Origin of the sequence: Pseudomonas sp. Z3-6, from assembly GCF_051131985.1 — a bacterium.
Classification (GTDB): Bacteria; Pseudomonadota; Gammaproteobacteria; order Pseudomonadales; family Pseudomonadaceae; genus Aquipseudomonas; species Aquipseudomonas zanjanensis.
Genome location: NZ_CP071644.1, coordinates 6,257,543 through 6,280,845, shown reverse-complemented (window position 1 = coordinate 6,280,845; position 23,303 = coordinate 6,257,543). Strand labels below are relative to the sequence as shown.

19 protein-coding genes are annotated in these 23,303 nt (G+C 62.0%); 4 read left to right on the top strand and 15 right to left on the bottom strand.

Annotation, left to right across the window (positions count from 1 at the left end):
- Positions 1-21 precede the first annotated feature (21 nt).
- From J3P88_RS27140 to J3P88_RS27130, 3 genes are all read left to right on the top strand, one after another.
- Complete coding sequence (locus tag J3P88_RS27140; RefSeq protein WP_434572687.1) at positions 22-960, top strand: DnaJ C-terminal domain-containing protein; 939 nt, start codon at positions 22-24, stop codon at positions 958-960.
- 288 nt (positions 961-1,248) lie between these two features.
- Complete coding sequence (locus J3P88_RS27135; RefSeq protein WP_434572685.1) at positions 1,249-1,548, top strand: chaperone modulator CbpM; 300 nt, start codon at positions 1,249-1,251, stop codon at positions 1,546-1,548.
- A gap of 111 nt (positions 1,549-1,659) precedes the next feature.
- Positions 1,660-6,708: an NEL-type E3 ubiquitin ligase domain-containing protein gene (locus J3P88_RS27130; RefSeq protein WP_434572683.1), complete on the top strand. Its 5,049-nt coding sequence runs from the start codon at positions 1,660-1,662 to the stop codon at positions 6,706-6,708.
- Between the two features lie 145 nt (positions 6,709-6,853).
- Here the strand turns inward: J3P88_RS27130 and ureC are convergent, their stop codons facing one another.
- The 11 genes from ureC to urtA form a co-directional block, all read right to left on the bottom strand.
- Positions 6,854-8,554 (bottom strand): urease subunit alpha, encoded by a 1,701-nt coding sequence (gene ureC, locus J3P88_RS27125; protein WP_063325175.1) that lies wholly within the window; start codon positions 8,552-8,554, stop codon positions 6,854-6,856.
- A gap of 156 nt (positions 8,555-8,710) precedes the next feature.
- Positions 8,711-9,019: an urease subunit beta gene (locus J3P88_RS27120; protein ID WP_046064368.1), complete on the bottom strand. Its 309-nt coding sequence runs from the start codon at positions 9,017-9,019 to the stop codon at positions 8,711-8,713.
- The gene (locus J3P88_RS27115) at positions 9,016-9,549 is read right to left on the bottom strand and encodes a GNAT family N-acetyltransferase (RefSeq protein ID WP_053118001.1); all 534 of its coding nucleotides are present in this window, start codon (positions 9,547-9,549) and stop codon (positions 9,016-9,018) included. The genes J3P88_RS27120 and J3P88_RS27115 overlap by 4 nt, the downstream gene beginning before the upstream one ends.
- A 7-nt stretch (positions 9,550-9,556) precedes the next feature.
- Positions 9,557-10,090 (bottom strand): GNAT family N-acetyltransferase, encoded by a 534-nt coding sequence (locus J3P88_RS27110; RefSeq protein WP_434572680.1) that lies wholly within the window; start codon positions 10,088-10,090, stop codon positions 9,557-9,559.
- A gap of 9 nt (positions 10,091-10,099) precedes the next feature.
- Positions 10,100-10,402 (bottom strand): urease subunit gamma, encoded by a 303-nt coding sequence (gene ureA, locus J3P88_RS27105; RefSeq protein ID WP_003186301.1) that lies wholly within the window; start codon positions 10,400-10,402, stop codon positions 10,100-10,102.
- Positions 10,403-10,598: 196 nt separating this feature from the next.
- Positions 10,599-11,441: an urease accessory protein UreD gene (locus J3P88_RS27100; RefSeq protein WP_434572678.1), complete on the bottom strand. Its 843-nt coding sequence runs from the start codon at positions 11,439-11,441 to the stop codon at positions 10,599-10,601.
- Positions 11,442-11,471: 30 nt separating this feature from the next.
- Positions 11,472-12,170 carry an urea ABC transporter ATP-binding subunit UrtE gene (gene urtE, locus J3P88_RS27095; RefSeq protein ID WP_434572676.1) on the bottom strand — a complete coding sequence of 233 codons (699 nt, stop codon included), beginning with the start codon at positions 12,168-12,170 and terminating at the stop codon, positions 11,472-11,474.
- A gap of 133 nt (positions 12,171-12,303) precedes the next feature.
- Complete coding sequence (urtD, locus tag J3P88_RS27090; RefSeq protein ID WP_250964081.1) at positions 12,304-13,164, bottom strand: urea ABC transporter ATP-binding protein UrtD; 861 nt, start codon at positions 13,162-13,164, stop codon at positions 12,304-12,306.
- Positions 13,161-14,240, bottom strand: coding sequence for an urea ABC transporter permease subunit UrtC (gene urtC, locus J3P88_RS27085; RefSeq protein ID WP_434572674.1), 1,080 nt, complete (start codon positions 14,238-14,240; stop codon positions 13,161-13,163). Before urtC ends, urtD begins: the two co-directional genes overlap by 4 nt.
- A complete protein-coding gene (gene urtB / locus J3P88_RS27080; RefSeq protein WP_434572672.1) occupies positions 14,240-15,742 on the bottom strand; it encodes an urea ABC transporter permease subunit UrtB in 1,503 nt (500 codons plus the stop codon). Before urtB ends, urtC begins: the two co-directional genes overlap by 1 nt.
- 167 nt (positions 15,743-15,909) lie before the next feature.
- Positions 15,910-17,175 carry an urea ABC transporter substrate-binding protein gene (gene urtA / locus J3P88_RS27075; RefSeq protein ID WP_186730036.1) on the bottom strand — a complete coding sequence of 422 codons (1,266 nt, stop codon included), beginning with the start codon at positions 17,173-17,175 and terminating at the stop codon, positions 15,910-15,912.
- Between the two features lie 271 nt (positions 17,176-17,446).
- Here urtA and J3P88_RS27070 point away from each other — a divergent pair, with 271 nt between their 5' ends.
- On the top strand, positions 17,447-18,982 hold the full coding sequence (locus J3P88_RS27070; protein ID WP_434572670.1) for a class I SAM-dependent methyltransferase: 1,536 nt from the start codon (positions 17,447-17,449) through the stop codon (positions 18,980-18,982).
- Here the strand turns inward: J3P88_RS27070 and J3P88_RS27065 are convergent.
- From J3P88_RS27065 to J3P88_RS27050, 4 genes are all read right to left on the bottom strand, one after another.
- Positions 18,957-19,967: a FecCD family ABC transporter permease gene (locus J3P88_RS27065; protein ID WP_434572668.1), complete on the bottom strand. Its 1,011-nt coding sequence runs from the start codon at positions 19,965-19,967 to the stop codon at positions 18,957-18,959. The genes J3P88_RS27070 and J3P88_RS27065 overlap by 26 nt on opposite strands.
- A complete protein-coding gene (locus J3P88_RS27060; protein WP_434572666.1) occupies positions 19,964-20,911 on the bottom strand; it encodes an ABC transporter substrate-binding protein in 948 nt (315 codons plus the stop codon). Before J3P88_RS27060 ends, J3P88_RS27065 begins: the two co-directional genes overlap by 4 nt.
- The gene (locus J3P88_RS27055; protein ID WP_434572664.1) at positions 20,908-21,696 is read right to left on the bottom strand and encodes an ABC transporter ATP-binding protein; all 789 of its coding nucleotides are present in this window, start codon (positions 21,694-21,696) and stop codon (positions 20,908-20,910) included. Before J3P88_RS27055 ends, J3P88_RS27060 begins: the two co-directional genes overlap by 4 nt.
- A gap of 203 nt (positions 21,697-21,899) precedes the next feature.
- Positions 21,900-23,279 carry a PepSY-associated TM helix domain-containing protein gene (locus tag J3P88_RS27050; RefSeq protein WP_434572662.1) on the bottom strand — a complete coding sequence of 460 codons (1,380 nt, stop codon included), beginning with the start codon at positions 23,277-23,279 and terminating at the stop codon, positions 21,900-21,902.
- Positions 23,280-23,303 lie beyond the last annotated feature (24 nt).

Sequence of the window (23,303 nt, the reverse complement as noted above, 5' to 3'; positions counted from 1 at the left end):
ATAACGGATGGTGATGCTTAGATGGACTTCAAAGACTATTACAAGATCCTGGGTGTTGAGCCGACGGCGGATGACAGCACGATCAAGGCTGCCTACCGCAAGCTGGCGCGCAAGTACCACCCGGATGTGAGCAAGGAAAAAGACGCCGAGACCAAGTTCAAGGACGTCTCCGAAGCCTATGAAGCGCTGAAAAGCGCCGACAAGCGCGCCGAGTACGACGACCTGCGCCGCTATGGCCAGCATGGCCAGCCGTTCCAGGGCCCGCCGGGTTGGCAGAGCCGGGGCGGTTTCGGTGGCCAGGACACGGGGGATTTCTCGGACTTCTTCAGTTCGATTTTCGGTAATCGCGGGCCGGGTTTCGGCGGCGGACAGTCAGGTCGCAGCGCCGGCCGTCGAGGGCAAGACGTGGAAATGGAATTACCGATTTTCCTGGAAGAAACCCTGTCGAACGAGTCGAAGAAGGTCACCTTCCAGGTGCCGCAATACAACGCGGCGGGCCAGCACGTGAGCAACACCAGCAAGAGCCTGAACGTGAAGATCCCGCTGGGCGTGACCGATGGCGAGCGTATCCGCCTCAAGGGCCAGGGCGCGCCGGGAATCGGTGGTGGCGCCAATGGTGACTTGTACCTGACCATTCGTTTCGCGCCGCACCCCAAGTTCGACGTCGAAGGCCAGGACTTGATCATCACCTTGCCCCTGGCGCCATGGGAATTGGCGCTGGGCACCGAGGTCGCGGTGCCGACCCTCACCGGCAAGATCAACCTCAAGGTGCCGGCCGGCAGCCAGAACGGCCAGCGCATGCGCGCCAAGGGCCACGGCCTGCGCAACAAGGCCGGCGAGCGCGGCTACCTGTTCGTGCAACTCAAGGCCGTGATGCCCAAGGCCGGCGACGAAGCGGTCAAGGCGCTGTGGGCTGAATTGGCGAAGAAAGCCGCGTTCGACCCGCGGGAGAATTTCTGACCGGTAATCACAGGCCTGGCAACACAACCCCGTGGCGAGGGAGCTTGCTCCCGCTGGGCTGCGAAGCAGCCCCAGAACCATTCGACACGGTGCGCCAGGAAAAACCGGTAGGCAGGTTTTACGACTGCTGCGCAGCCGAGCGGGAGCAAGCTCCCTCGCCACAGCCACAGCCACAGCCACAGCCACAGCCACAGCCACAGCCACAGCCACAGCCACAGCCACAGCCACAGCCAGCCTTGCCACAATCCTGGCTAGACTCGACAGTTAAAGCATTGGGAGAAGCAGACCATGAACACCCCGATCATTGAACTGAACCTGCTGGAATTCTGCGAAGCCGCCGCATTGGCCGATGTCCATGTGATCGAAATCGTCGAGCATGGAATCCTCGAGCCCCACGGCGCGGCCCCGACGGATTGGCGTTTTACCGATTACGAACTGGTCCTGGCGCGACGCGCGGCGAAGCTGCGGCGCGAGTTGGAGTTGGAATGGGACGGCGTCGCCCTGGCGCTGGACTTGCTGGAAGAAGTGCAACAACTGCGTAGCGAGAACCGCAGGCTGCGACAGCAACTGGGGCGTTGGGTGGACTGACGACATGTGTCTTGCATGTCATGTCCTGTCGCACATGCGGTAAATAGTTACCACATTCGTCGCCAGGGCACTGGCTAGGCTTCGGGTTTTCCACATCAAGGATGATCCGGTATGCCTGAAACCATTGTTATCAGCCCCGAAAAGACTTCGTCTTCCGAAACGCGCGGTGAGCATTACGATTTGCTCAAGAACCGCGTTTCCCCCTGTTACATCGCAGCCAGCCTTCAGCGGCAAGTGGCGCTGGGCAACCATTCGTTGCAAATACCAGACTGGTATTTGAAAGCCACCCACCAGGCCAGGGCCGGCCTCAAGCGTAGCCATGAGCAGTACTGCAAGGTCATGAACCAGGTCGACGCAGCGTTGGGCAGTGTCCGGGATATCCGGGATTTTGCCGAACCCTTGCTTCGCGTGGCTATCGAGCAGACTTTCAAGCGCACCCTTGACGTGCGTAAGGTTTACTTCGCCCGCAAGTTCGCCCTCAAGACGCGTACCGATCTGGGCAGCGACCTGCTCCACCGTCTGACGGGGGAAGCGTTCGATACCTACCAGTACCGGGGCAGCTCGCTACTGGACGCGGCGCTGGCCAATTTCGAACCCGAAGAAGAGCACAAGCTGGACTGTGATGACTGCCACTTCATCACCACGACGCCGATGTCCGTCGACGGCACGTTGAGTCATACCCTGCAGTCCGTCCGTGCGGGAGCCTTGCCGATTGCCCCCGAAGCGTTCATCAAGCTATGCCGCAAGCTGGACTTAGGGCAACAATATCAGGCGCATATCAAGGCAATCCTGCAACCCAACGATGGTCCGGCCCGGAGCCAGTTGGATCAGCAACTGCGCGAGCATCACAGACAGTTACTGGCTATCAGCACTGAAATCGCTTGGTCGAAGTCGGATATCCGCCAGGACACTTATCGAATGCTCCAGCAGGTGATCAGCGGTCAAAGCGGAGTCAAGCTGGATGGCCGAGCAGTGACTGTTGCGTCGCTCAAAGTCCTCGACGTCGAATTGGTCGGCCCCTTGCTGATTGGCCCGGAGCGCGAGCGCAGCAACCGGGTCGAACGGGTGGTGGCCTACCTGCCGGACGATCCGGAACATCCCGTCAAGGAGTACACGTCCAGCGCCGAGTTCATGGTGGAGCTGCGACGCCGTCTGCACGGCGTTGAGTACCGTCGTTTTTTTAGCCGTTTCGTGCCCGTGCGCGAGCAAGGGGGCTTTTTCGAACGGTTCAACCATTTTTATCGCCCTTCTCCACAGGCCAATCTACACGCTGATTTTGTGCCCAAGGTCGATTTGCGCAGCCTCCCCATGGAGGCGTCGCTACTGCGTGACCCGTTATGGGAAACGTTACGCCACAGGCAGATAGCGAAGATCCTGGCGGACGCGCGCGCAACGGCGGTGCCTACCGGTGAGGAAGATAAGAAAGCCCGCATGGCGCGTCTGGACAGCTGGAAAAACACGTTGCTGGACGTGCTCAACATGGCCGCATTCGTGGTGCCAGGCCTTGGGCCGGTGATGATGACCGTGTGGGCGGTGGAGATGCTTGACGAGGCATTCGAAGGCATTGAAAGTTTCGAGCAGGATGAGGTCCAGGAAATGTGGGCACACTTTTCGAGCCTGGCGCTCAACGTCGCCTTTGCCGCCGCAGGCGCCAAAGTGTTGCCCCGGATCGTGCCGTCGGAAACTGTGAATCAATTGGAGCCTGTTACGCTGGCCAATGGCGAATCGCGCCTCTGGCGCCCCGACCTGGCGAGCTACGAGAGCGAGCTGCAGCCGCCTGTGTCCTCGACCCCGGATGGCCTTGGGCTGCATCGGGTCAATGGCCGGCGAATCCTGCCATTGGACGGTACGAACTATGAGGTGCAACGGGAGCGCGCGACCGATCGTTATCGCATTCGCCATCCCTCCCGCCCCGATGCGTATCAGCCCGCACTGACACACAACGGCAGCGGTGCCTGGAGCCACGAGCTGGAACAACCCCAGAGCTGGGAGGGGACGCCCCTCATGCGCCGGCTCGGCCATGGCGTCAAGGGCTTCAGCGATACGCAACTGGAGCAGATCCGCGTCGCCAGCGGTACGACCGAAGCTGTATTGCGGCGGCTGCATGTCGAAGGTGAACCGTTGCCTGTGGCGCTGGCGGACACGATCAAACGCTTCGACATCTCCCGCCAGGTGGATAATTTCGTCACGCAGATAAACAGCGAGGACCCGCTGCTGCATGAGCAGGCCAGTCCAATGATCCAACTACATCTGCTGACAAGTTACGGCCCGTGGCCTAAGGGCTTGAAGCTCAAGGTGGTGGATCCTTCGGGCAAGCTCCTCTGGGAGCATGCCGCAGACCCGGACGGAGCAGCTCCGCTGCGTGATGTCCTTATCACCGACGCGAAGATCTACACATCGTCTTTTCCCCGGAATCTGATCGAAGCGGTGGATGCCGCGGGTGATGATCTATTGGCCGGCACGACTCCGGCGATTGCGAAAACGAATATGCCAGCCCGGGTCCGGCAATTCAGAAGAAACCTTGCCGAGGTGGCGGTGCGTGAGAAAGCACAGCTGTTCAATGACTACTACGCCAAGGGCGATGTGTCGAGCGACCCGCGTGTCACGCTGATCAAGTCCCGGTTCCCCTCGGTCCCCGCAGCGGCCATCGACCAGATGATGAACCATGCCAGCGATGTGGAAGTCCAGCAGATGGCCCGCTGGAGTTTCGCCGACGCGTTCCAGACCAAACCCATCCCACCGCGCATCGCCGAAGAGCTGCGTCATTTCCAGCAGAAGGTGCGTTTGAACCGGGCCTACGAGGGGTTGTACCAGGACACGCTGGCCACGCCGGACACGCCTCGACTGGCCCTGGCCACCTTGAAAACCTTGTCCGGCTGGAGCGACACGGTGCGTATCGAGTTGCGCGACAACAGCACTACAGGCGCGTTGATCGACAGTATCGGGCCGCAAGAGTCGACGCAGCTCAAGACCCTGGTCAAGCGCGACAACTTGTATAAGGCTTACGACAACGCCGGCAATGACCTAAGCAATTGGGATAACCTCTACGTGGCTTTGCAGCGCGCCCTTCCGGATGCCGAGCGCCAGGCCATGGGCAGGCCTTCCATTCATCAGGATGGGCTTTTGAAAGAGGCTATCGGCGCTGCGCCATTGGGGCGGGATGTGTTGGCAAAAACGCTGAAGCAGCGTCCGGTCAAACCGTTTTTTCAATCGCCGATGCGCCTGGCGTCGGACAGGTTGGGTTATCCCATGAGCGGCCTGCGGGAGCGATTGGGACTGGTGCGATCGCCCGAGTCGCGAGTGCTCGAGTTGTACCCGGACTATAGGCCGGCGCAAGTGCGAGCCTTGCTGGATTCATTGGGTGATGGCGCCGTTGCAGAGCTTCAGCGCCGTAAAGTGCAACTGGACATGCTGAAGCGGGATCTGGATCGATGGGTAACCTCTGGCACATTGATCGAGGTCGGTCATGACCGGCCTCTGCCGATACCTGCAGAGCTCAAGGCCGAGGCGGCTCGACGGATCAAGCGCTGCTGGAGACGTCAGGCGCCGAGCGTGTCCGCGCAGGATGGCAGCAGGTTAGGTTACGAACTCGATCTTTCCGGACTCCAGGTAGGCGTCTTGCCGCAACTGACGGCTGACTTCGGCCACGTGGCTTCGTTGAAGTTGCGAGGCATGAGGTTGTCGCAAGTGAGCGAGGATTTTCTCTTTGGGTTCTCCTCCCTTCGCTGGTTGGACATGTCCCACAACCGGATAAGTGAGCTCCCGCCCTCTCTGGAAACGATGGATAGTCTCACCAGGCTGTACTTGCAATCGAACCGGATCAGCCTGATGCCTGGCGAAACAGAGATTCTTGGCAACCTCACTCGGCTCAAAATATTGCAACTGGACCGGAACCCTCTGGCACGGTTGCCGGATTTCAGCAGAATGCCCGACTTGCGTGGATTGATGTTGAGGGGAACCGGCATCGACACCTGGCCCACCGGGCTGCGTAATCAGCCGATGGAGCTGCTTGATTTGCGTGACAACCGGTTGCTCGACGTGCCGGACTCATTGATCGACCCGCCGGCCGATGAGGTTCACGCCGCGGCACGCCTCAATGGAATGACTTTTATCCAAGGTAATCCGATTGGGGAGGACACCGCGGCTCGCTTGCGTAATTATTGGTTGGACCTCCGTGAGTCTCATCCCGAATGGGTCATCTTGCGCCGACCGGGCGCGTTCGAGCTTGAACCGCGCGTGGTGGCGAGGCCAGACAACGTTGAGCCATGGTTGCGAAACTTGCCTGGCGATCAACGGCGCAGCAGGCAGGCAATATGGCGTAGCTTGGAGAGCGAACCTCGATCCCTGGAGTTCTTTGAGCTGTTGAACCGATTGGCCGAGTCTTATCAAGGCGAGGAAAATTATTCGGACCTCCAGGGCCGTGTCTGGCAAATGCTCGAAGCGGCCAGCGAATCCACGGATCTGCGACGTCAGCTGTTCGAACTGGCCGGCGAGCCGGCGTGCGAGGATCGTGCATCGTTATCGTTCAGCTATCTTGAAATCAAACTGATGATCCACAACGCCAAGACTGCCGGGGCAGATGAGCCTGCAACCTTGATCCGGCTGGCCAGGGGACTGTTTCGCCTCGATGAAGTGGAACGCATTGCCCTGCGTGACATTCAGGGACGTCGCGATGCGGTGAATGCCAACCGCAATCTCACGGCCGTTCAGCGGGTCGAGCAGTTGAGGCTGATAGAAGAGGTTGAGGTTCGCCTGGCTTACCGAGTGGGCCTCAAGGATCGCCTGGCGTTGCCGGGGCAGCCAAAAAGCGGACGATTTATCCAGATGGCCAATGTTACCGAGGCCATGCTCGACACGGCGGCGGCCGATATTCTCGCCCTGGATGACTCACCTAGCGAGTTCCAGTCGTTGGCAGGCCGGGATTTCTGGGTCGATTACGTGAAGCAGGCATACGCGTCGTCCTTCCAGGTGTTGAGCGAGCCTTTCATCACTCGCCAGATTGAACTGGATGAGGCGAAGGCCGCCGGAACGCTGGAAGATTCGGCTTATGTCAGCCAGTCCGAGGCCTTGGATTTGCAACGCAAGATCAAGGAGGCGGAACTGATCCAGTCGTTGACTCAAGATGAGCTGGATACGCTGACGGCAGGTACCGATCTGTAAGCGAATCTGACCCGGCACTTCAGGCCGGAATGAAAACTGTGGTGGGGGACTCATTTGTGGCGAGGGGATTCAGCGAAACGTCGCACCGCCCCGTTGGGCTGAATCCCCTCGCCACAGAAGCGCCCCCGCCACAAAATGGTGTTGTTCAGAACAGGAAATAACGCTGCGCCATCGGCAGCACCTCGGCCGGTTCGCACCACAGCAACACGCCGTCGGCCTTGACCTGATAGGTCTGCGGGTCGACGTCGATGCTCGGCAGGTAGTCGTTGTGGATCAGGTCGGTTTTCTGCACATCGCGGCAGCCTTTGACCACGGCGATTCTTTTCTTCAGCCCAAGCTGTTCCGGCAACCCGGCCTCGGCGGCGGCCTGGCTGATGAAGGTCAGGCTGGTGGCATGTCGCGAGCCGCCAAAGCTGGCGAACATCGGTCGGTAGTGCACCGGTTGCGGTGTCGGGATCGAGGCGTTGGCATCGCCCATCAGGCTGGCGGCAATCGCCCCACCCTTGAGGATCAGCGTTGGCTTGACGCCGAAGAATGCCGGGCGCCACAGCACCAGATCGGCCCATTTCCCCACCTCGATGGAACCCACTTCATGGCTGATGCCGTGGGTGATCGCCGGGTTGATGGTGTACTTGGCGATGTAGCGCTTGATGCGGAAATTGTCGTTGCCTTCGCCGTCGCCGGGCAGGGCGCCGCGTTGCTTTTTCATCTTGTCGGCGGTCTGCCAGGTGCGCGTGATGACTTCGCCGACGCGGCCCATGGCCTGGCTGTCGGAGCTGATCATCGAGAAGGCGCCGAGGTCGTGGAGGATGTCTTCGGCGGCGATGGTCTCGCGACGAATGCGGCTTTCGGCGAACGCCACGTCCTCGGCAATGCTCGGGTCCAGGTGATGGCAGACCATCAACATGTCCAGGTGTTCGTCGATGGTGTTGCGGGTGAACGGCCGGGTCGGGTTGGTGGAGCTGGGCAGCACGTTGGGGAAACCGCAGGCCTTGATGATGTCCGGCGCATGTCCGCCCCCAGCGCCTTCGGTGTGGTAGGTGTGGATGGTGCGACCCTTGAACGCGGCCAGGGTGGTTTCGACGAAACCGGACTCGTTGAGGGTGTCGGTGTGGATCGCCACCTGCACGTCGTACTGGTCGGCCACGCTCAGGCAGTTGTCGATGGCCGCCGGGGTGGTGCCCCAGTCTTCGTGCAGCTTCAGGCCGATGGCGCCGGCCTTGACTTGCTCGATCAGCGGCTCCGGCAGGCTGGCGTTGCCCTTGCCGGTGAAGCCGATGTTCATCGGGAAGGCATCGGCGGCCTGGAGCATGCGCGCCAAGTGCCACGGCCCGGACGTGCAGGTGGTGGCGTTGGTCCCGGTGGCCGGACCCGTGCCGCCGCCGATCATGGTGGTGACGCCGCTCATCAGCGCTTCTTCGATCTGCTGTGGGCAGATGAAGTGGATGTGGGTGTCGATGCCGCCGGCGGTGAGGATCATGCCTTCACCAGCAATCACTTCGGTGCTGGCGCCGATGGCGATGGTCACGTCGGGCTGGATGTCCGGGTTGCCGGCCTTGCCGATGGCGGCGATGCGCCCGTCCTTGAGGCCGACATCGGCCTTGACGATGCCCCAGTGGTCGATGATCAGCGCGTTGGTGATCAGCGTGTCGACGACCTCGGCGGCCAACAATTGGCTCTGGCCCATGCCGTCGCGAATCACCTTGCCGCCGCCGAACTTCACTTCTTCGCCGTAGGTGGTGAAGTCCTTCTCCACTTCGATCCACAACTCGGTGTCGGCCAGGCGGACCTTGTCGCCGACGGTGGGGCCGAACATGTCGGCGTAGGCTTGTCTCGAAATCTTCATGTGCTCGCCTTGAGGTTCTTAAGTCGTATGCAGTCCATTGTGGCGAGGGAGCTTGCTCCCGCTGGGCCGGGCTGGCGCTCCAGCGCGCAGCGGCCCTGGGTTTTTGGGGCTGCTGCGCAGCCCAGCGGGAGCAAGCTCCCTCGCCACAGAGGCGCTTCAGTCCAATTCGCCCATGACCCGCCCGGCAAACCCGAACACCCGGCGGTGCCCGGCCAGGTCCACCAACTCCACCTCGCGGCTCTGGCCCGGTTCGAAGCGCACGGCAGTGCCGGCCGGGATGTTCAGGCGCATGCCACGGCTGGCGGCGCGGTCGAAGGTCAGGGCGTCGTTGGTTTCGAAAAAGTGATAGTGCGAGCCGACCTGGATGGGCCGGTCGCCGCTGTTGGCGACGTTCAGCGTGAGGGTACGGCGGCCGACGTTGAGTTCGATGTCGCCAGGCTGGACCTGGTATTGCCCTGGAATCATTGCGGTTGCCCCAAAGTCTTGTAGTAAATGGCGGTCGGGCTGTAGGTGCCGTCCGGGCTCTGGCAGTAGTCGGGCAGTTCACCAACGCGGGTGTAGCCCATGGCGCGGTAGAACGCCTCGGCCTCGGAACCGGCTTCGGTGTCGAGGTACAGCAGGCCACGCTTGTGCTGGCGGGCGCCGAGTTCCAGGGCGCTCATCAATTGCTGGCCCAGGCCCCGGCGGCGCGCCTCGCCGCGCACCAGCAGCTTCTGCACTTCGGCACGGTTGAGGCCGTTGGGCTTCTGGCACAGGGCAAGCTGGACGCTGGCCTGCACTTGTTCATCCTTGACCACCACCCACAGCAGCAGGTGGCCCTGGTTGAGGCTGGCCTGGACCTCGTCGAAATAGGCGCGGGCCTGGACGGCATCGAGATCGGCCATGAACCCTACGCTGGCGCCGTAGCCGACGGCGTCGAGCAACAGATCGATCAGGCCCTGGCGATAATGCGCAAAGCTCTCGGCGTGGACTCGACGCAACTGGGCGGCGTTCATTGGCGTTTCACTCCTTGTTGACGGCAGGCGGTAGCGCCCCGGGGTTGAGGTTCAACTGCATGAAGGTCAGGTCCAGCCAGCGGCCGAACTTGGTCCCCACCTCGGGCATCTGCCCGGTGATCACGAAACCGGCCCGCTCATGCAGTCGAATCGACGCTGCGTTGCCACTTTCGATGGCGGCGACCATGACGTGTTTGTCGCAGGCCCTGGCGCGTTCGATCAGCGTGTCCATCAGCAGCGGGCCAAGGCCCTTGCCGCGTTGATCGCTGCGCACGTACACCGAATGCTCCACGGTGTGGCGGAAGCCGTCGAACGGCCGCCAGTCGCCGAAGGAAGCGTAGCCGAGCACGTTGTCCTCGGCGTCGACGGCCACCAGCACCGGGTAGCCCTGGGTTTGCCGGGCGCTGAACCAGGCCTGGCGATTGCCCAGGTCCACGGCTTGTTCGTTCCAGATCGCTGTGGTGTTGAGCACGGCGTCGTTGTAGATGTCGCGGATCGCCGGCAGGTCGGCGGCATGGGCGTCACGAACGTGGGCAGTCATGGCGTGGCCTCAGGCGATGGGTTGATGGACGGTGACCAGTTTGGTGCCGTCGGGAAACGTCGCCTCCACCTGGATTTCCGGAATCATTTCCGGGATGCCTTCCATCACCTGCTCGCGGCTCAGCAGCGTGGTGCCGTAGTGCATCAGCTCGGCGACGGTCTGGCCGTCGCGGGCGCCTTCGAGCAGCGCGGCGGAGATGTAGGCCATGGCCTCCGGGTAGTTGAGCTTCAAGCCCCGGGCCAACCGCCGTTCGGCGACGAGGCCGGCGGTGAAGATCAGCATCTTGTCTTTTTCGCGTGGGGTCAGGTCCATGTGCAATCCATAAGGGCAGATAAAATTTTTGCGTTAAACACAGCTACCAGTGGGAACAGGCCTGTGGGAGCAAAGCTTGCTCGCGATGAACGATAACGCGGTCTTTCTGGTCGACCGAGGCGTGGCCATCGCGAGCAAGCTTTGCTCCCACAGAAACTCATGCTTCATACCATTGCTCCCACAGGTAAAAGCAAATTCAGGTACTCCAGATTCTCGGTGGCATGGCTTCTCTTCCGAGCAATGCAGGCCTGAGCAAACGCCACAACTCAATCAACCACCCCCGCGCCAGCAGCGCCTCGCTCGCCAGGCAACGGGCCACGAGCAAACCGGGCAGTTGGGTCAGGTCGCCGCGCACGGCATGGCCCAGGGATCGGCAGCGTTCAAGCAGTTCACTGTCGATCTCGCCGGTCACCAGCAACGTGGCGAACACCGGATCGCCGCCCAGCCCGATGGGCGAGTCGAGCAGCCCATCAGCACCAACGATGCGTTGGCGCTCATGCCACAACAACTCACCGTCGCGGCGAATATCCAGCCGCGATTGAAAGTGCCCCAGGTCGAACCGCTCGCCGCTGGCCGGTCGGCCGAGGGCAACCATGTCCCAGTAGAACAACCGGGCATCGCCGTGCAGGTCGATGCCCGTGCTGAGCTCGGCCTGGGCCGCACTGAAGACGATGGTTTCCTGGGGCAGCCATTCCAGGGTCGCGCCGGAGGCCACGCTCAGGGTCAGTTGCTGGTACGCCGGGCCGGCGGCGCGGTACCACTTGGCCGCGCCGGGGCTGGTCAGTTGTGCCCAGGCGCCCGTGCCGACCTGGGCGGAGATGTCCAGGCGATCACCGCCGGCAATCCCGCCGGGCGGGTGGACGATGATGTGCTGGCACACCTCGGGCCCTTCGGCGTACAAGTGCTTCTGCACCCGCAACGGGCCTTTGTGGCGGCGCTGTACCGGGCGTGTGCAGTCGCCGAATCGGGCGTAACCCAAGTCCAGCTCGGCATGCCAGCTGGGGGTGAACAGGGCTTGAGGCGATACAGGTAGATTCATGATTTTCTGATGATCGTCGGGACGCTAAGACTAGATCGTAACCAGCCCGCGCACACCCTCGGCTTCCATATTTTCTCCGCGCCCCTGCTGCACGATCTCGCCCCGGGACATCACCAGGTAATGATCGGCCAGCTCGGCGGCGAAGTCGTAGAACTGCTCCACCAGCAAAATCGCCATGTCGCCCCGGGCCGCCAGTTTCTTGATCACCGCGCCGATCTCCTTGATCACCGACGGCTGGATGCCTTCGGTGGGCTCGTCGAGGATCAGCAGGCGCGGCCGACTGGCCAGGGCCCGGCCGATGGCGAGCTGCTGTTGCTGGCCGCCGGACAGGTCACCGCCCCGGCGTTGTTTCATCTGCAGCAGCACCGGAAACAGTTCGTAGATAAAGGCCGGCACTTCCTTGGCTTCTGAACCCGGAAAGCGCGACAGGCCCATCAGCAGGTTTTCTTCCACCGTCAGCCGCCCAAAAATCTCCCGGCCCTGGGGCACGTAGGCAATGCCGGCGTGCACCCGTTGGTGCGGCTTGAACGTGGTGATGGCCTTGCCTTCCCAATTCACCGCGCCCTCCTTGGCCGGCAGCAGGCCCATCAGGCATTTGAGCAGGGTGGTCTTGCCCACGCCGTTGCGCCCCAGCAGGCAGGTCACCTCGCCGACCTTGGCGTCGAACGACAGGCCGCGCAGGATGTGGCTACCGCCGTAGTACTGGTGCAGTTTGTCGACTTGCAGCATGTCTTGAATTCCCCTTAAGTCCCTTGTGGGAGCGGGCTTGCTCGCGAAAGCGGTGAGTCAGGCAGAACAACTTTGACTGACACTGCGCATTCGCGAGCAAGCCCGCTCCCACAGGGGGAACGTGTTTGTCGATCTAGCGACCGAGGTAAACCTCGATCACCCGCTCATTGTCCTGCACCTGTTCCAGCGACCCTTCAGCCAGCACGCTGCCCTGGTGCAACACGGTGACGTGGTCGGCGATTGCGCCGACGAAGCCCATGTCGTGCTCTACCACCATCAGCGAATGCTTGCCCGCCAGGGACTTGAACAGCTCGGCGGTGAACTCGGTTTCCGCGTCGGTCATGCCCGCCACCGGTTCGTCGAGCAGCAGCAATTGCGGGTCCTGCACCAACAGCATGCCGATCTCCAGGAACTGCTTCTGGCCGTGGGACAACAGCCCGGCGGCGCGGTTGACCGAGGTGGTGAGACGGATGGTCTCGAGCACTTCGTTGATGCGGTCGTGCTGCTCGCCGGTCAGTCTTGCCCGCAAGCTGGCCCACACCGATTTGTCGGTCTTGAGCGCCAGCTCCAGGTTCTCGAACACGCTCAGGGCTTCGAACACCGTCGGTTTCTGGAACTTGCGACCGATGCCGGCCTGGGCGATCTGTACTTCGCTCATGGTCGTCAGATCGAGGGTCTCGCCGAACCAGGCCTTGCCGTGGCTGGGGCGGGTCTTGCCGGTGATGACATCCATCAACGTGGTTTTGCCCGCGCCGTTGGGGCCGATGATGCAGCGCAACTCACCGACGCCGATGTACAGGTTCAAATCGTTCAAGGCCTTGAAACCATCGAAGCTGACGCTGATGTCTTCCAGGGTCAGGATGGTGCCGTGGCGGGTGTTCAGGCCCACGCCGGCCGCCTGGCCGAGGCCGATGGCGTCGCGGCTGCTGCCTTGATCTTTGTTGGGTTCAAGAATCGGTTCGAGCATGAAATCCGCCGTTGGAGTGATTCTCATTGTTCGCCCCTTTTCTTCAGCAGCCCGATCACACCTTTGGGCAGGTACAGGGTCACGACGATGAACAGGGCGCCGAGGAAGAACAGCCAATACTCAGGAAACGCCACGGTGAACCAGCTCTTCATGCCATTGACCACACCGGCGCCCAGCAACGGCCCGATCAACGTGCCGCGCCCGCCGAGGGCGACCCACACGGCGGCTTCGATGGAGTTGGTCGGCGACATTTCGCTGGGGTTGATGATGCCCACCTGCGGCACATACAACGCCCCGGCCAAACCGCACAACACCGCGCTCAAGACCCAGACGAACAGCTTGAACCCCCGGGGATCGTAGCCGCAGAACATCAGGCGGTTTTCCGCGTCGCGCAGGGCGGTCAGCACCCGGCCGAACTTGCTGCGGGCCAGGCGCCAGCCGATGAACAGGCTCGTCACCAGCAGCAACACCGTGGCGAAAAACAGCACCGCCCGGGTGCCTGGCTCGGTGATGCCAAAACCCAGGATCGAACGGAAGTTGGTGAAGCCGTTATTGCCGCCAAACCCGGTTTCGTTGCGGAAGAACAGCAACATTCCGGCGAAGGTCAGGGCCTGGGTCATGATCGAGAAATACACGCCCTTGATCCGCGAGCGGAAGGCGAAGAAACCAAACACCAAGGCGAGCAAACCCGGCGCCAGCACCACCAGGCACATCGCCCAGAGGAAACTGTCGGTGCCGGCCCAGTACCAGGGCAACTCGGACCACGACAGGAAGGTCATGAATGCCGGCAAGCCATCCCCGGCGGCCTGGCGCATCAGGTACATGCCCATGGCATAGCCGCCCAGGGCGAAGAACAAACCGTGGCCCAGGGAGAGCAAGCCGGCGTAGCCCCAGACCAGGTCCAGCGCCAAGGCGACGATGGCATAGCAGAGAATCTTGCCCACCAGGGTCAGGGTGTAGGCCGAGACGTGCAGCGGATGGTCCGCCGCCAGCAGCGACAGCAGCGGCAGGCTCAGCAGCACGGCGAGGATCAGCGCGCCGACGGCGAGGGTGACTTTGGGGCCGGCCTTTTGCGTGGCCGTGAGCATCAGGGGCTGGTTCATCAGTCGATTACCCGTCCTTTGAGCGCGAAGAGGCCTTGCGGACGCTTCTGGATGAACAGAATGATCAGCGCGAGGATCAGGATCTTGCCGAGCACGGCGCCGATCTGCGGTTCAAGGATCTTGTTGGCGATGCCCAGGCCGAACGCGGCGAACACACTGCCGGCCAACTGGCCGACGCCGCCGAGCACCACCACCAGGAACGAGTCGATGATGTAGCTCTGGCCCAGGTCCGGCCCGACGTTGCCGATCTGGCTCAGGGCCACGCCCCCGAGCCCGGCGATGCCCGAGCCGAGGCCGAAGGCGAGCATGTCCACGCGCCCGGTGGGCACGCCGCAGCAGGCGGCCATGTTGCGGTTCTGGGTCACCGCGCGGACGTTCAGGCCCAGGCGCGTCTTGTTCAGCAGCAGCCAGGTCAGCGCCACCACGAACAGCGCGAAGGCGATGATCACGATGCGGTTGTACGGCAACACCAGGTTCGGCAACACCTGGATCCCGCCCGACAGCCACGCTGGGTTGGCGACTTCGACGTTCTGCGCGCCGAACACCAGGCGCACCAATTGGATCAGCATCAGGCTGATGCCCCAGGTGGCGAGCAGGGTTTCCAACGGCCGTCCGTAGAGGTGGCGGATCACCGTGCGCTCCAGGGCCATGCCGATGGCGGCGGTGATAAAAAACGCCACCGGCAAAGCGATCAGCGGATAGAACTCGATGGCGTTCGGGGCGAAGCGCTGGAACAGCATCTGCACCACGTAGGTGGAGTAGGCGCCGAGCATGAGCATCTCGCCGTGGGCCATGTTGATCACCCCCAGCAGGCCGAAGGTGATCGCCAGGCCGAGGGCGGCGAGCAGCAAAATCGAGCCCAGGGACATGCCGCTGAACGCCTGGCCCAGCAATTCGCCCACCAGGAGCTTGCGCTTGACCTGGCTGAGGCTGGTCTCAGCGGCGGTGCGCACGGCGGCATCGGTTTCGACGCCGGGTTCGAGCAGTCCTTCCAGGCGGGTGCGGGCCAGCGGGTCGCCGGTTTCCCCCAGCAGGCGGACGGCGGCCAGGCGCACGTTGGGGTTGGTGTCCACCAGTTGCAGGTTCGCCAGGGCCAGGCTCAGGGCGGCGTGTACGTCTTCGTCCTGCTCGCCGGCCAATTGCCGATCGAGAAACGCCAGTTGCGCCGGGCGGGCGCTTTTTTGCAGTTGCTGCGCGGCGGCCAGGCGTACGCGGGCATCCACAGCGAGTAATTGATGACTGGCCAGGGCGGTTTCGATCAGCCCGCGCAAGCGGTTGTTCAGGCGCAGGGTCTTGGGTTGGCCGTCGACGGTCAACTGGCCTTGTTGCAGGGCGTTGATCAGTTCGACACGCTCAGGCTCCGGCTGCGCGGCCCAGGCTTCCAGGAGCTTGGCCTGCTGGGTCGGGTTGGCGGCGACGAAGTCTTCGGCGTCGCCGGCATGGGTCGTCAGTGGCAACAGCAGTGCCAGGGCGAGGATGAGGCGGTAGAGGGCGGTGGGCATATTGTTGGCCTTGCGCAAAACTTCTTTTGTGGGAGCGGGCTTGCTCGCGAAGGCGGTGGGTCAGGCAGAACAACTTTGACTGACACTCCGCATTCGCGAGCAAGCCCGCTCCCACAAGGGAGTTGTGTCGGACCTGAGCGTCATGCTCAAGCCCGACACCCATGGGCTCAGTTGCTCTTCACCGCATAGTCAGGCTTCTTGTCGTTGCCGGCGATGAACGGGCTCCACGGTTGCGCGCGGATCGGCCCTTCGGTCTGCCAGACCACGTTGAACTGACCGTCGGCCTGGATCTCGCCGATCATCACCGGCTTGTGCAGGTGGTGGTTGGTCTTGTCCATGGTCAGGGTGTAGCCCGACGGTGCGGCGAAGGTCTGGCCGGCCAGGGCTTCGCGGACTTTGTCGACGTCGGTGGACTTGGCTTTTTCCACCGCTTGCGCCCACATGTGGATGCCGACGTAGGTGGCCTCCATCGGGTCGTTGGTCACCGCTTTGTCGGCGCCCGGCAGGTTCTTGGCCTTGGCGTAGGCTTTCCAGGAATCGACGAATTTCTTGTTCGCCGGGTTATCCACGGATTCGAAGTAGTTCCACGCCGCCAGGTTGCCCACCAGTGGTTTGGTGTCGATGCCGCGCAGTTCTTCTTCGCCCACCGAGAACGCCACGACCGGTACGTCGGTGGCCTTCAGGCCCTGGTTCGCCAGTTCTTTGTAGAACGGCACGTTGGAGTCGCCGTTCACGGTGGAGATGACCGCGGTCTTGCCACCGGCCGAGAATTTCTTGATGTTGGCCACGATGGTCTGGTAATCGCTGTGGCCGAACGGGGTATAGACCTCTTCGATGTCCTTGTCCGCCACGCCTTTGGCGTGCAGGAACGAACGCAGGATCTTGTTGGTGGTGCGCGGGTAGACGTAGTCGGTGCCCAGCAGGAAATAACGCTTGGCGCTGCCGCCTTCTTCGCTCATCAGGTATTCCACCGCCGGAATTGCCTGCTGGTTTGGCGCCGCGCCGGTGTAGAACACGTTGGGCGACATCTCTTCGCCTTCGTATTGCACCGGGTAGAACAGCAGGCCATTGAGTTCTTCGAATACCGGCAACACGGATTTGCGCGACACCGAGGTCCAGCAGCCGAACACCACGGCGACCTTGTCCTGGGTCAGCAACTGCCGGCCCTTTTCGGCGAACAGCGGCCAGTTCGACGCCGGGTCCACGACCACCGCTTCGAGCTTCTTGCCGTTCACACCACCCTTGGCGTTGATCTCGTCGATGGTCATCAACGCCATGTCCTTGAGGGACGTCTCGGAGATCGCCATGGTGCCGGACAGCGAATGCAAGATGCCGACCTTGATGGTCTCGGCGGCCTGGACGGTCCAGGCCATGCCCATCGCGGCAATACTTGCCGAGAGTGTAAAAGCCTTGATCAAGCTACGACGCTTCATTGTGCGATCTCCATGGACTTATGAGTTTTAGGTGGCAGATGCAAACGCTGAAGGCGCTTTTGCAAGGGATGTGCCCGGTCGGGCAAAGAGCTTTGAAATGCGGGGTTGGCGGCGGGAGAGGAAACGACAATGCACCATCAACGACCATCTCGCGGACGCTGGTGCAATACGGCGCTCCGCATTGGGGCGTGGATGTGGGCCAATTCAAGGTGAGATTTTCGACCGCCCGACTATGCTGACTCTTCTGCCATTCTGAACAGGGGAAATCCGTTTGAATGATTCTGGCGCTACGAGCAGTTTTCTTCTCGACGAGACGGCGGTTTTTGACGTATTGCCTGGCGTTAAACCGGCCGAGCACCCGAAATGGATGCATGTGACGCATTTGAGAGAAGGCAGGTATTCGCTGATTCTCACCGCTGGAGAGCACCTTCGAAGCAGCGAGTTGCAGGTGTTTGCTGATACAACCTTGCACGTTCGTTTTTCGGCGGCTCTACCCAGCATCAGTTCGGATGGCCTCACCTGCTCAGTTGTTTTTTTCGATGATCAAGCTCAAGCCGAATTTCAACTTGGAACGTTTCATGTTGGCGGAGGCTATACCGCGTCGGAATGGAGGACGGTGGATTTGGATCTGGCTTGGTTGGCGGGCAAGCGTGGCCGTCTCCTGGTAGCGTGTGGGCCTGGGGCGAAGAACGATCCAACGGCAGATTGGCTGGCGATCGCTGACCTGTGCATAGCCAGACAGTGGGAAATAAAAGCGCTTCTGGCGAAAACCCATCAACCCATGCGCATGAAAAACGAGATCGCACACTTCAGCAGCGTCTACCGAAATGAGTTCTATGCAAACGTCCAGGAGCGACAGAGTGAAACGGCAATGGGCGTTGCTCGCGCCGTCCGCCGATTAAATGGACCGGTTCAGGCGCAAGGGCCTGGTGCGCCGGCTGACATGGTCATTTTGGAGCCGTTTGAAGGAGAGGCCGCCTACGCTTATGCGACGCGTCTGCTGAGGGTGAACGTCCCGCAAATGCCGCCTGATTTTCAAGCGAGGCTACGCCGGAAAGTCACGGACCACGGGGCGATAAAGGTCTTGTCGATCTGCAGTGGCGCCGCGCGGATAGAGGCCGGTTTGTCAGCGGCTGTTCCCGAAGGCGTGGAATGGTCGTTGCTGGATATCAATGAAGATCTGCTTCAAATCGCCGCAAAGCAGTTTCCGCCAGGGATCCACCTCGATTTGATCGTGGCGGATGCGAATAACCTGGTGCCTACCGGTGAACAGTGGGATGTCATTATTTGTGTGTCGGCATTGCATCATTTGGTAGAACTGGAAAAGGTCATGCGCTTTATCTCCCGTAGTTTGAAAAATGATGGAGAGTTCTGGAGTGTGGGGGAGGCCGTGGGACGTAATGGCAATCGCTTGTGGCCCGACGCAATAATCGCCGCTGACGCCGTATTCTCTTCCTTGCCGGCGCGCTACCGACTCAATGCCGACACTCAGGTTGTCGATGCTGTCATTCCGGACAAGGACCATTCGATTGGTTGTTTCGAGGGGATTCGAAGCGAGGAGATTACCGCGCTCCTTGAGCGTTGGCTGAAGCCGGTAGACGTTTACCGCACCAACTGCTTCCTCTGGCGAATGGTGAATCTTGCCTACAGCGGGAATTTCAATCTTGAACAAGCTGAAGACCGGGCCTTAGTGATTGAACTGGTGCGAGCGGAGCTCGAGCATTTTCGCAATGGAGGCCTTGGGACCGAGCTATTCGGCGTCTACAAAAAGAAGCATCTTTTCAGCGACGGCGCATCAGACCGATAAAGAACAGTCCGCCGATAGCGGCTGTGGCGACCCCAATCGGCAAGTCCTCCGGCGCGATCAACGTGCGGGCCGCCACGTCCACCCACACCAGGAACAGGCTGCCGAGCAGCACGCAAGCCGGCAGTAGCCGCCGATGCTCGGCGCCCACCAGGCGCCGGGCAATGTGCGGCACCATCAGCCCGACAAAACCGATCGAGCCGCTGATGGACACCAGCACGCCGGTCATCAGCGACGCGATCAGGAAAATCCACAACCGCACCTTCGCCGCGTTCAAACCCAGGGTCACGGCGGTCTGTTCGCCGGCCATCAGCGCGTTCAACGGCCGGGCCATGCCCAGCAGCAACACCAGCCCCAGCAGCACACTGGCGGCCGGCACGGCCAGCAGTTCCCAGCGGGCCAGGCCCAGGCCGCCGAGCATCCAGAACATCACCGCCGAGCTGGCACGATGATCACCGAGGAACAACAACAGGTTGGCCGCCGCCATCATCACGAAGGACACCGCCACGCCACACAGCAACAGCCGATCACTCTCCAGCCGGCCTTGGCGGGCAGCGATGGCCAACACCAGCAACATGCTCAGCAGCGCGCCGATGAAGGCCGCCAGAGGCAGGGTCAGCAAACCGATTATTTCACCGACATGCAACACCACGATGACCGCCCCCAAGGTCGCACCGGAGGTGACACCCAACAGGTGCGGATCGGCCAGCGGGTTGCGCGTCACCGCTTGCAGCACCGCGCCGATCAGCGCCAGCCCGGCACCGACCAGGGCTCCGAGCAGCAGGCGCGGGACGCGGATCAGCCAGACGATATGCTCCTGGCCGGGCGTCCAATAGACCTCGCCCACTCCGAAGGCCTTGTGCAGCAGCAGATCCCAGACCACGGCCACCGGCACCCGCGCCGGGCCAAAGCCCAGGGACACCACGCACGACACCAGCAACAGCGCGCCGAGGACCATCAGCAGGGCGCCGTAGCGACGATTATTCATTGGTCGTGGAAACCCCGTGCCAGGGTTTGCACCGCCAGCACGTTATCGATGCCCGGCGTGGCCTGCACGTAAGGGATCACGATGAAGCGCCGGTGCTTGAGGGCATCCACCGATTGCAGGGCCGGGTTATCCAGCAGGAATTGTTGCTTCTGCTCGGCGCTGACTTCGCCGTAGTCGACGATCACGATCACCTGCGGGTTGCGCTCGACCACGTTCTCCCAGTTCACCCGGGTCCAACTGGTTTCCACGTCCTCGAGGATGTTGCGTCCGCCGGCGGCGTCAATCAACGCCTGAGGTATGCCGAGACGGCCGGAGGTCATGGCACGGTCTTCGCCGCTGTCATACAGGAACACGCGCGGTTGTCGGGTCGGCAGGTGCTTGCGCGTTTCGGCCACCTGGGCCTGCATCGTCGCGATCAGCGCATTGGCGCGATCCTGCACATCGAATATCTTGCCGAGGTTGCGCAGGTCGTTGTAGGTGTCTTCCAGGGAGGCCGCCGGGCGTTTCATCACGAAGGCGCAGGATTCGGTCAGTTCGTAGACGTTGATGCCCAGCGGTTGCAAGGTCTGCGGCGTCAGGTCGCCGCCCACGCGCATGCCGTAGTCCCAGCCCGCGAAGAAAAAGTCGACGTTGGCATCGAGCAGGGTTTCCACCGAGGGATATTTGGCGGCCAGTTCCGGCAGGCCGTCGAGGATATTCGCCATCTCGGGTGTCACCGATTTCCAGCCGCTGATACCGCTGTAGCCGACCATGCGCGGCTTGAGGCCCAGGGCGAGCATCATCTGCGTCATGTTGATGTCATGGCTGACCGCATGGCGAGGGGCCTCGTTGAACACCACCTGGCGGTTGCAGCTCTGGACCGTCAACGGGTAGCGGGTGGCTTCGGCCAGGGCATTCGTGCTGCCCAGCAGGAGGGGCAGCAACAACAGGAAACGCAAGGTCATGGTTGGGTTATCCAGGTGATTCGTGGGTAGCCGGACAGCGGGTGTTCATCCACCAGGGCTTCGACGCCGAACACCTCGCGCAACAGCTCTGCCGTGAGGACGTCCTTGGGCGTGCCGCTGGCGACGATGCGCCCGTGTTCGATCACGTACAGGCGGTCGCAGAAAGCGGCGGCCAGGTTCAGGTCGTGGAGGCTGGCGAGGGTGCCGATGCCCAGGCCCTTGATCAGTTGCAGTAATTGCAATTGATAGTGCGGGTCGAGGTGGTTGGTCGGCTCGTCGAGGATCAGCAACTGCGGCTGCTGGGCCAAGGCACGGGCGAGGATCACCCGCTGTTTTTCCCCTCCCGACAGCGTGGCGAAAGCATGATCGCCAAAGCCTTCGAGCCCTGCCGATGCCAATGCCTGGAGCACCAGCCGGCGGTCTTCGTGATTGTCGCTGTCGAATAGACCTTTGTGGGGCGTGCGGCCCATGGCGACCACTTCCTCCACCGTCAGGCCGAAGGCATCGGGAAATTCTTGCAGCACCACGGCGATGCGTTGGGCGCACCAGCGCGAGGACTGTTTCCAGAGGTTGTGATGTCCGAGCCTGACCTCGCCATGTTCTGGCCGGCTGAAGCGATAGGCGCAGCGCAACAGGCTGGTCTTGCCGCTGCCGTTGGGCCCGATCAACCCGACAAACTCCCCGGCCGCCACCTGCAGCGTGGCATCACGCAGCTGGAACTGGTGATGACAGTGGCCATGGCCCAGGGGCGTCCAGGCGAGGTGGGAGAGGGTTAGGGAGGTCATGCGGTTACTCGGCATTTGGTGTGAAACACAGTCTCATTGTGGGAGCGGGCTTGCTCGCGAATGCGGTGTGTCAGTCAACATTCATGTGTCTGACACACCGCATTCGCGAGCAAGCCCGCTCCCACAGTTTTAACTGTGTTCGTGGTTTGGAAAGCGGGCACGATTGTAGAGGTTTCGCGCCGCTTTCCGTTAACGCACTGTCTTCAGCTTGAAGATGAAGCGACTTCAGACTGGCGATTCAAGCGGGTAACAAGCCGATCCAGCGCCCACACCACCACCAGCGAAGCGCCCACCAACGGGAACACCAGCGCCAGGGACAACATGATCAACACCCCGGTCTTCCAGGTCGGCAGGTCGTGGCGCAGTGGCGGCACGCCGAACTTGCCCTGGGGCCGGCGCTTCCACCAGATCACCAGGCCACTCACCGCGCTGAGCAGGATCATCAGGCAAACCAGCAGCACGAGAATCTGGTTCAGCGGGCCGAACATCTTGCCTTCGTGCAGCATTACGCCGGTCTCGGTGGCGCGGGCCACGATGCCGTAGTGTTCCCAGCGCACATCGGCCAGGACCTTGCCGGTGTATTGATCCACGTGCAGGGTCGCATCGTTGCGCGGGTCATCGGCGAACACGGCGATGGTGAACACGCCCGAGGCGGTCGTTGGAAGCGTGATGCTGTAGCCAGGCTCGACCTTGCGCTCGGTGGCGATATCCTGCACCGCTTGCAGGCTGACGGCCGGGGCGGCGGGACCCTCGTGCATGCCGCCGTGGGCCATGTGCTCGGCATGGTCGCCAGACATCGGCATCGGCGTGTTTTCCATGGCCCACGGCACAGTCTGGCGATGGGCGTTGTTGAGGCTGCCGGCCTCGACGTCGGACTTGGGGACGTCATTCCACATCGCCGCCGGGAAGCGGTTCCAGAGATCCGCGTACTGCTTGCCCCAGAAGCCGGTCCAGGTCATGCCGCTGAGCAGCATCACCAGCAGGAATGCCGCGCCCCAGAAACCGACGACAACGTGCACGTCGCGCCAGAACACCCGACCGCGCGCGCTCCAGCGCGGCCACAGCACACCCGCCGATGATTGCCCGCGCGGCCACCACAGGTAGAGACCGGAGACCACCAGCACCACGCCCCAGCCGGCGGCCATTTCCACCAATCGGTCACCCACCGTGCCGATCAATAACTCGCCGTGGATCGCTCGGGCCATGGCTTGCAAATTGTCTTTCGCGTCCTGCTCGCCGAGGACATCACCGTGGTACGGGTCGATGAACACATTCAACTCCCGGCCCTGGTCGATCACCACGAACTGCGCGCTGCGCTCGGCGTTGACCGGTGGCAGGTACTGCTTGACCTGACCTTCGGGGTAAGCCTGGCGGACCTGCTTGAGCAGGTCGTCCGCCGCCAGGGCGTGATGCCCGGCCGGCACGTTCAGCAGGCTGCCGTACATCAATGGGTCGAGTTGCGGCTTGAACAGGTAAATGATCCCGGTCAGGGCCAGCATCACCATGAACGGCGCCACGAACAGCCCGGCATAAAAATGCCAGCGCCAGGCCAGGTTGTAGAAATTCGGTTTCGGTTGGCTCATTGCAAAGCGCTCCGCAGGGCAAAT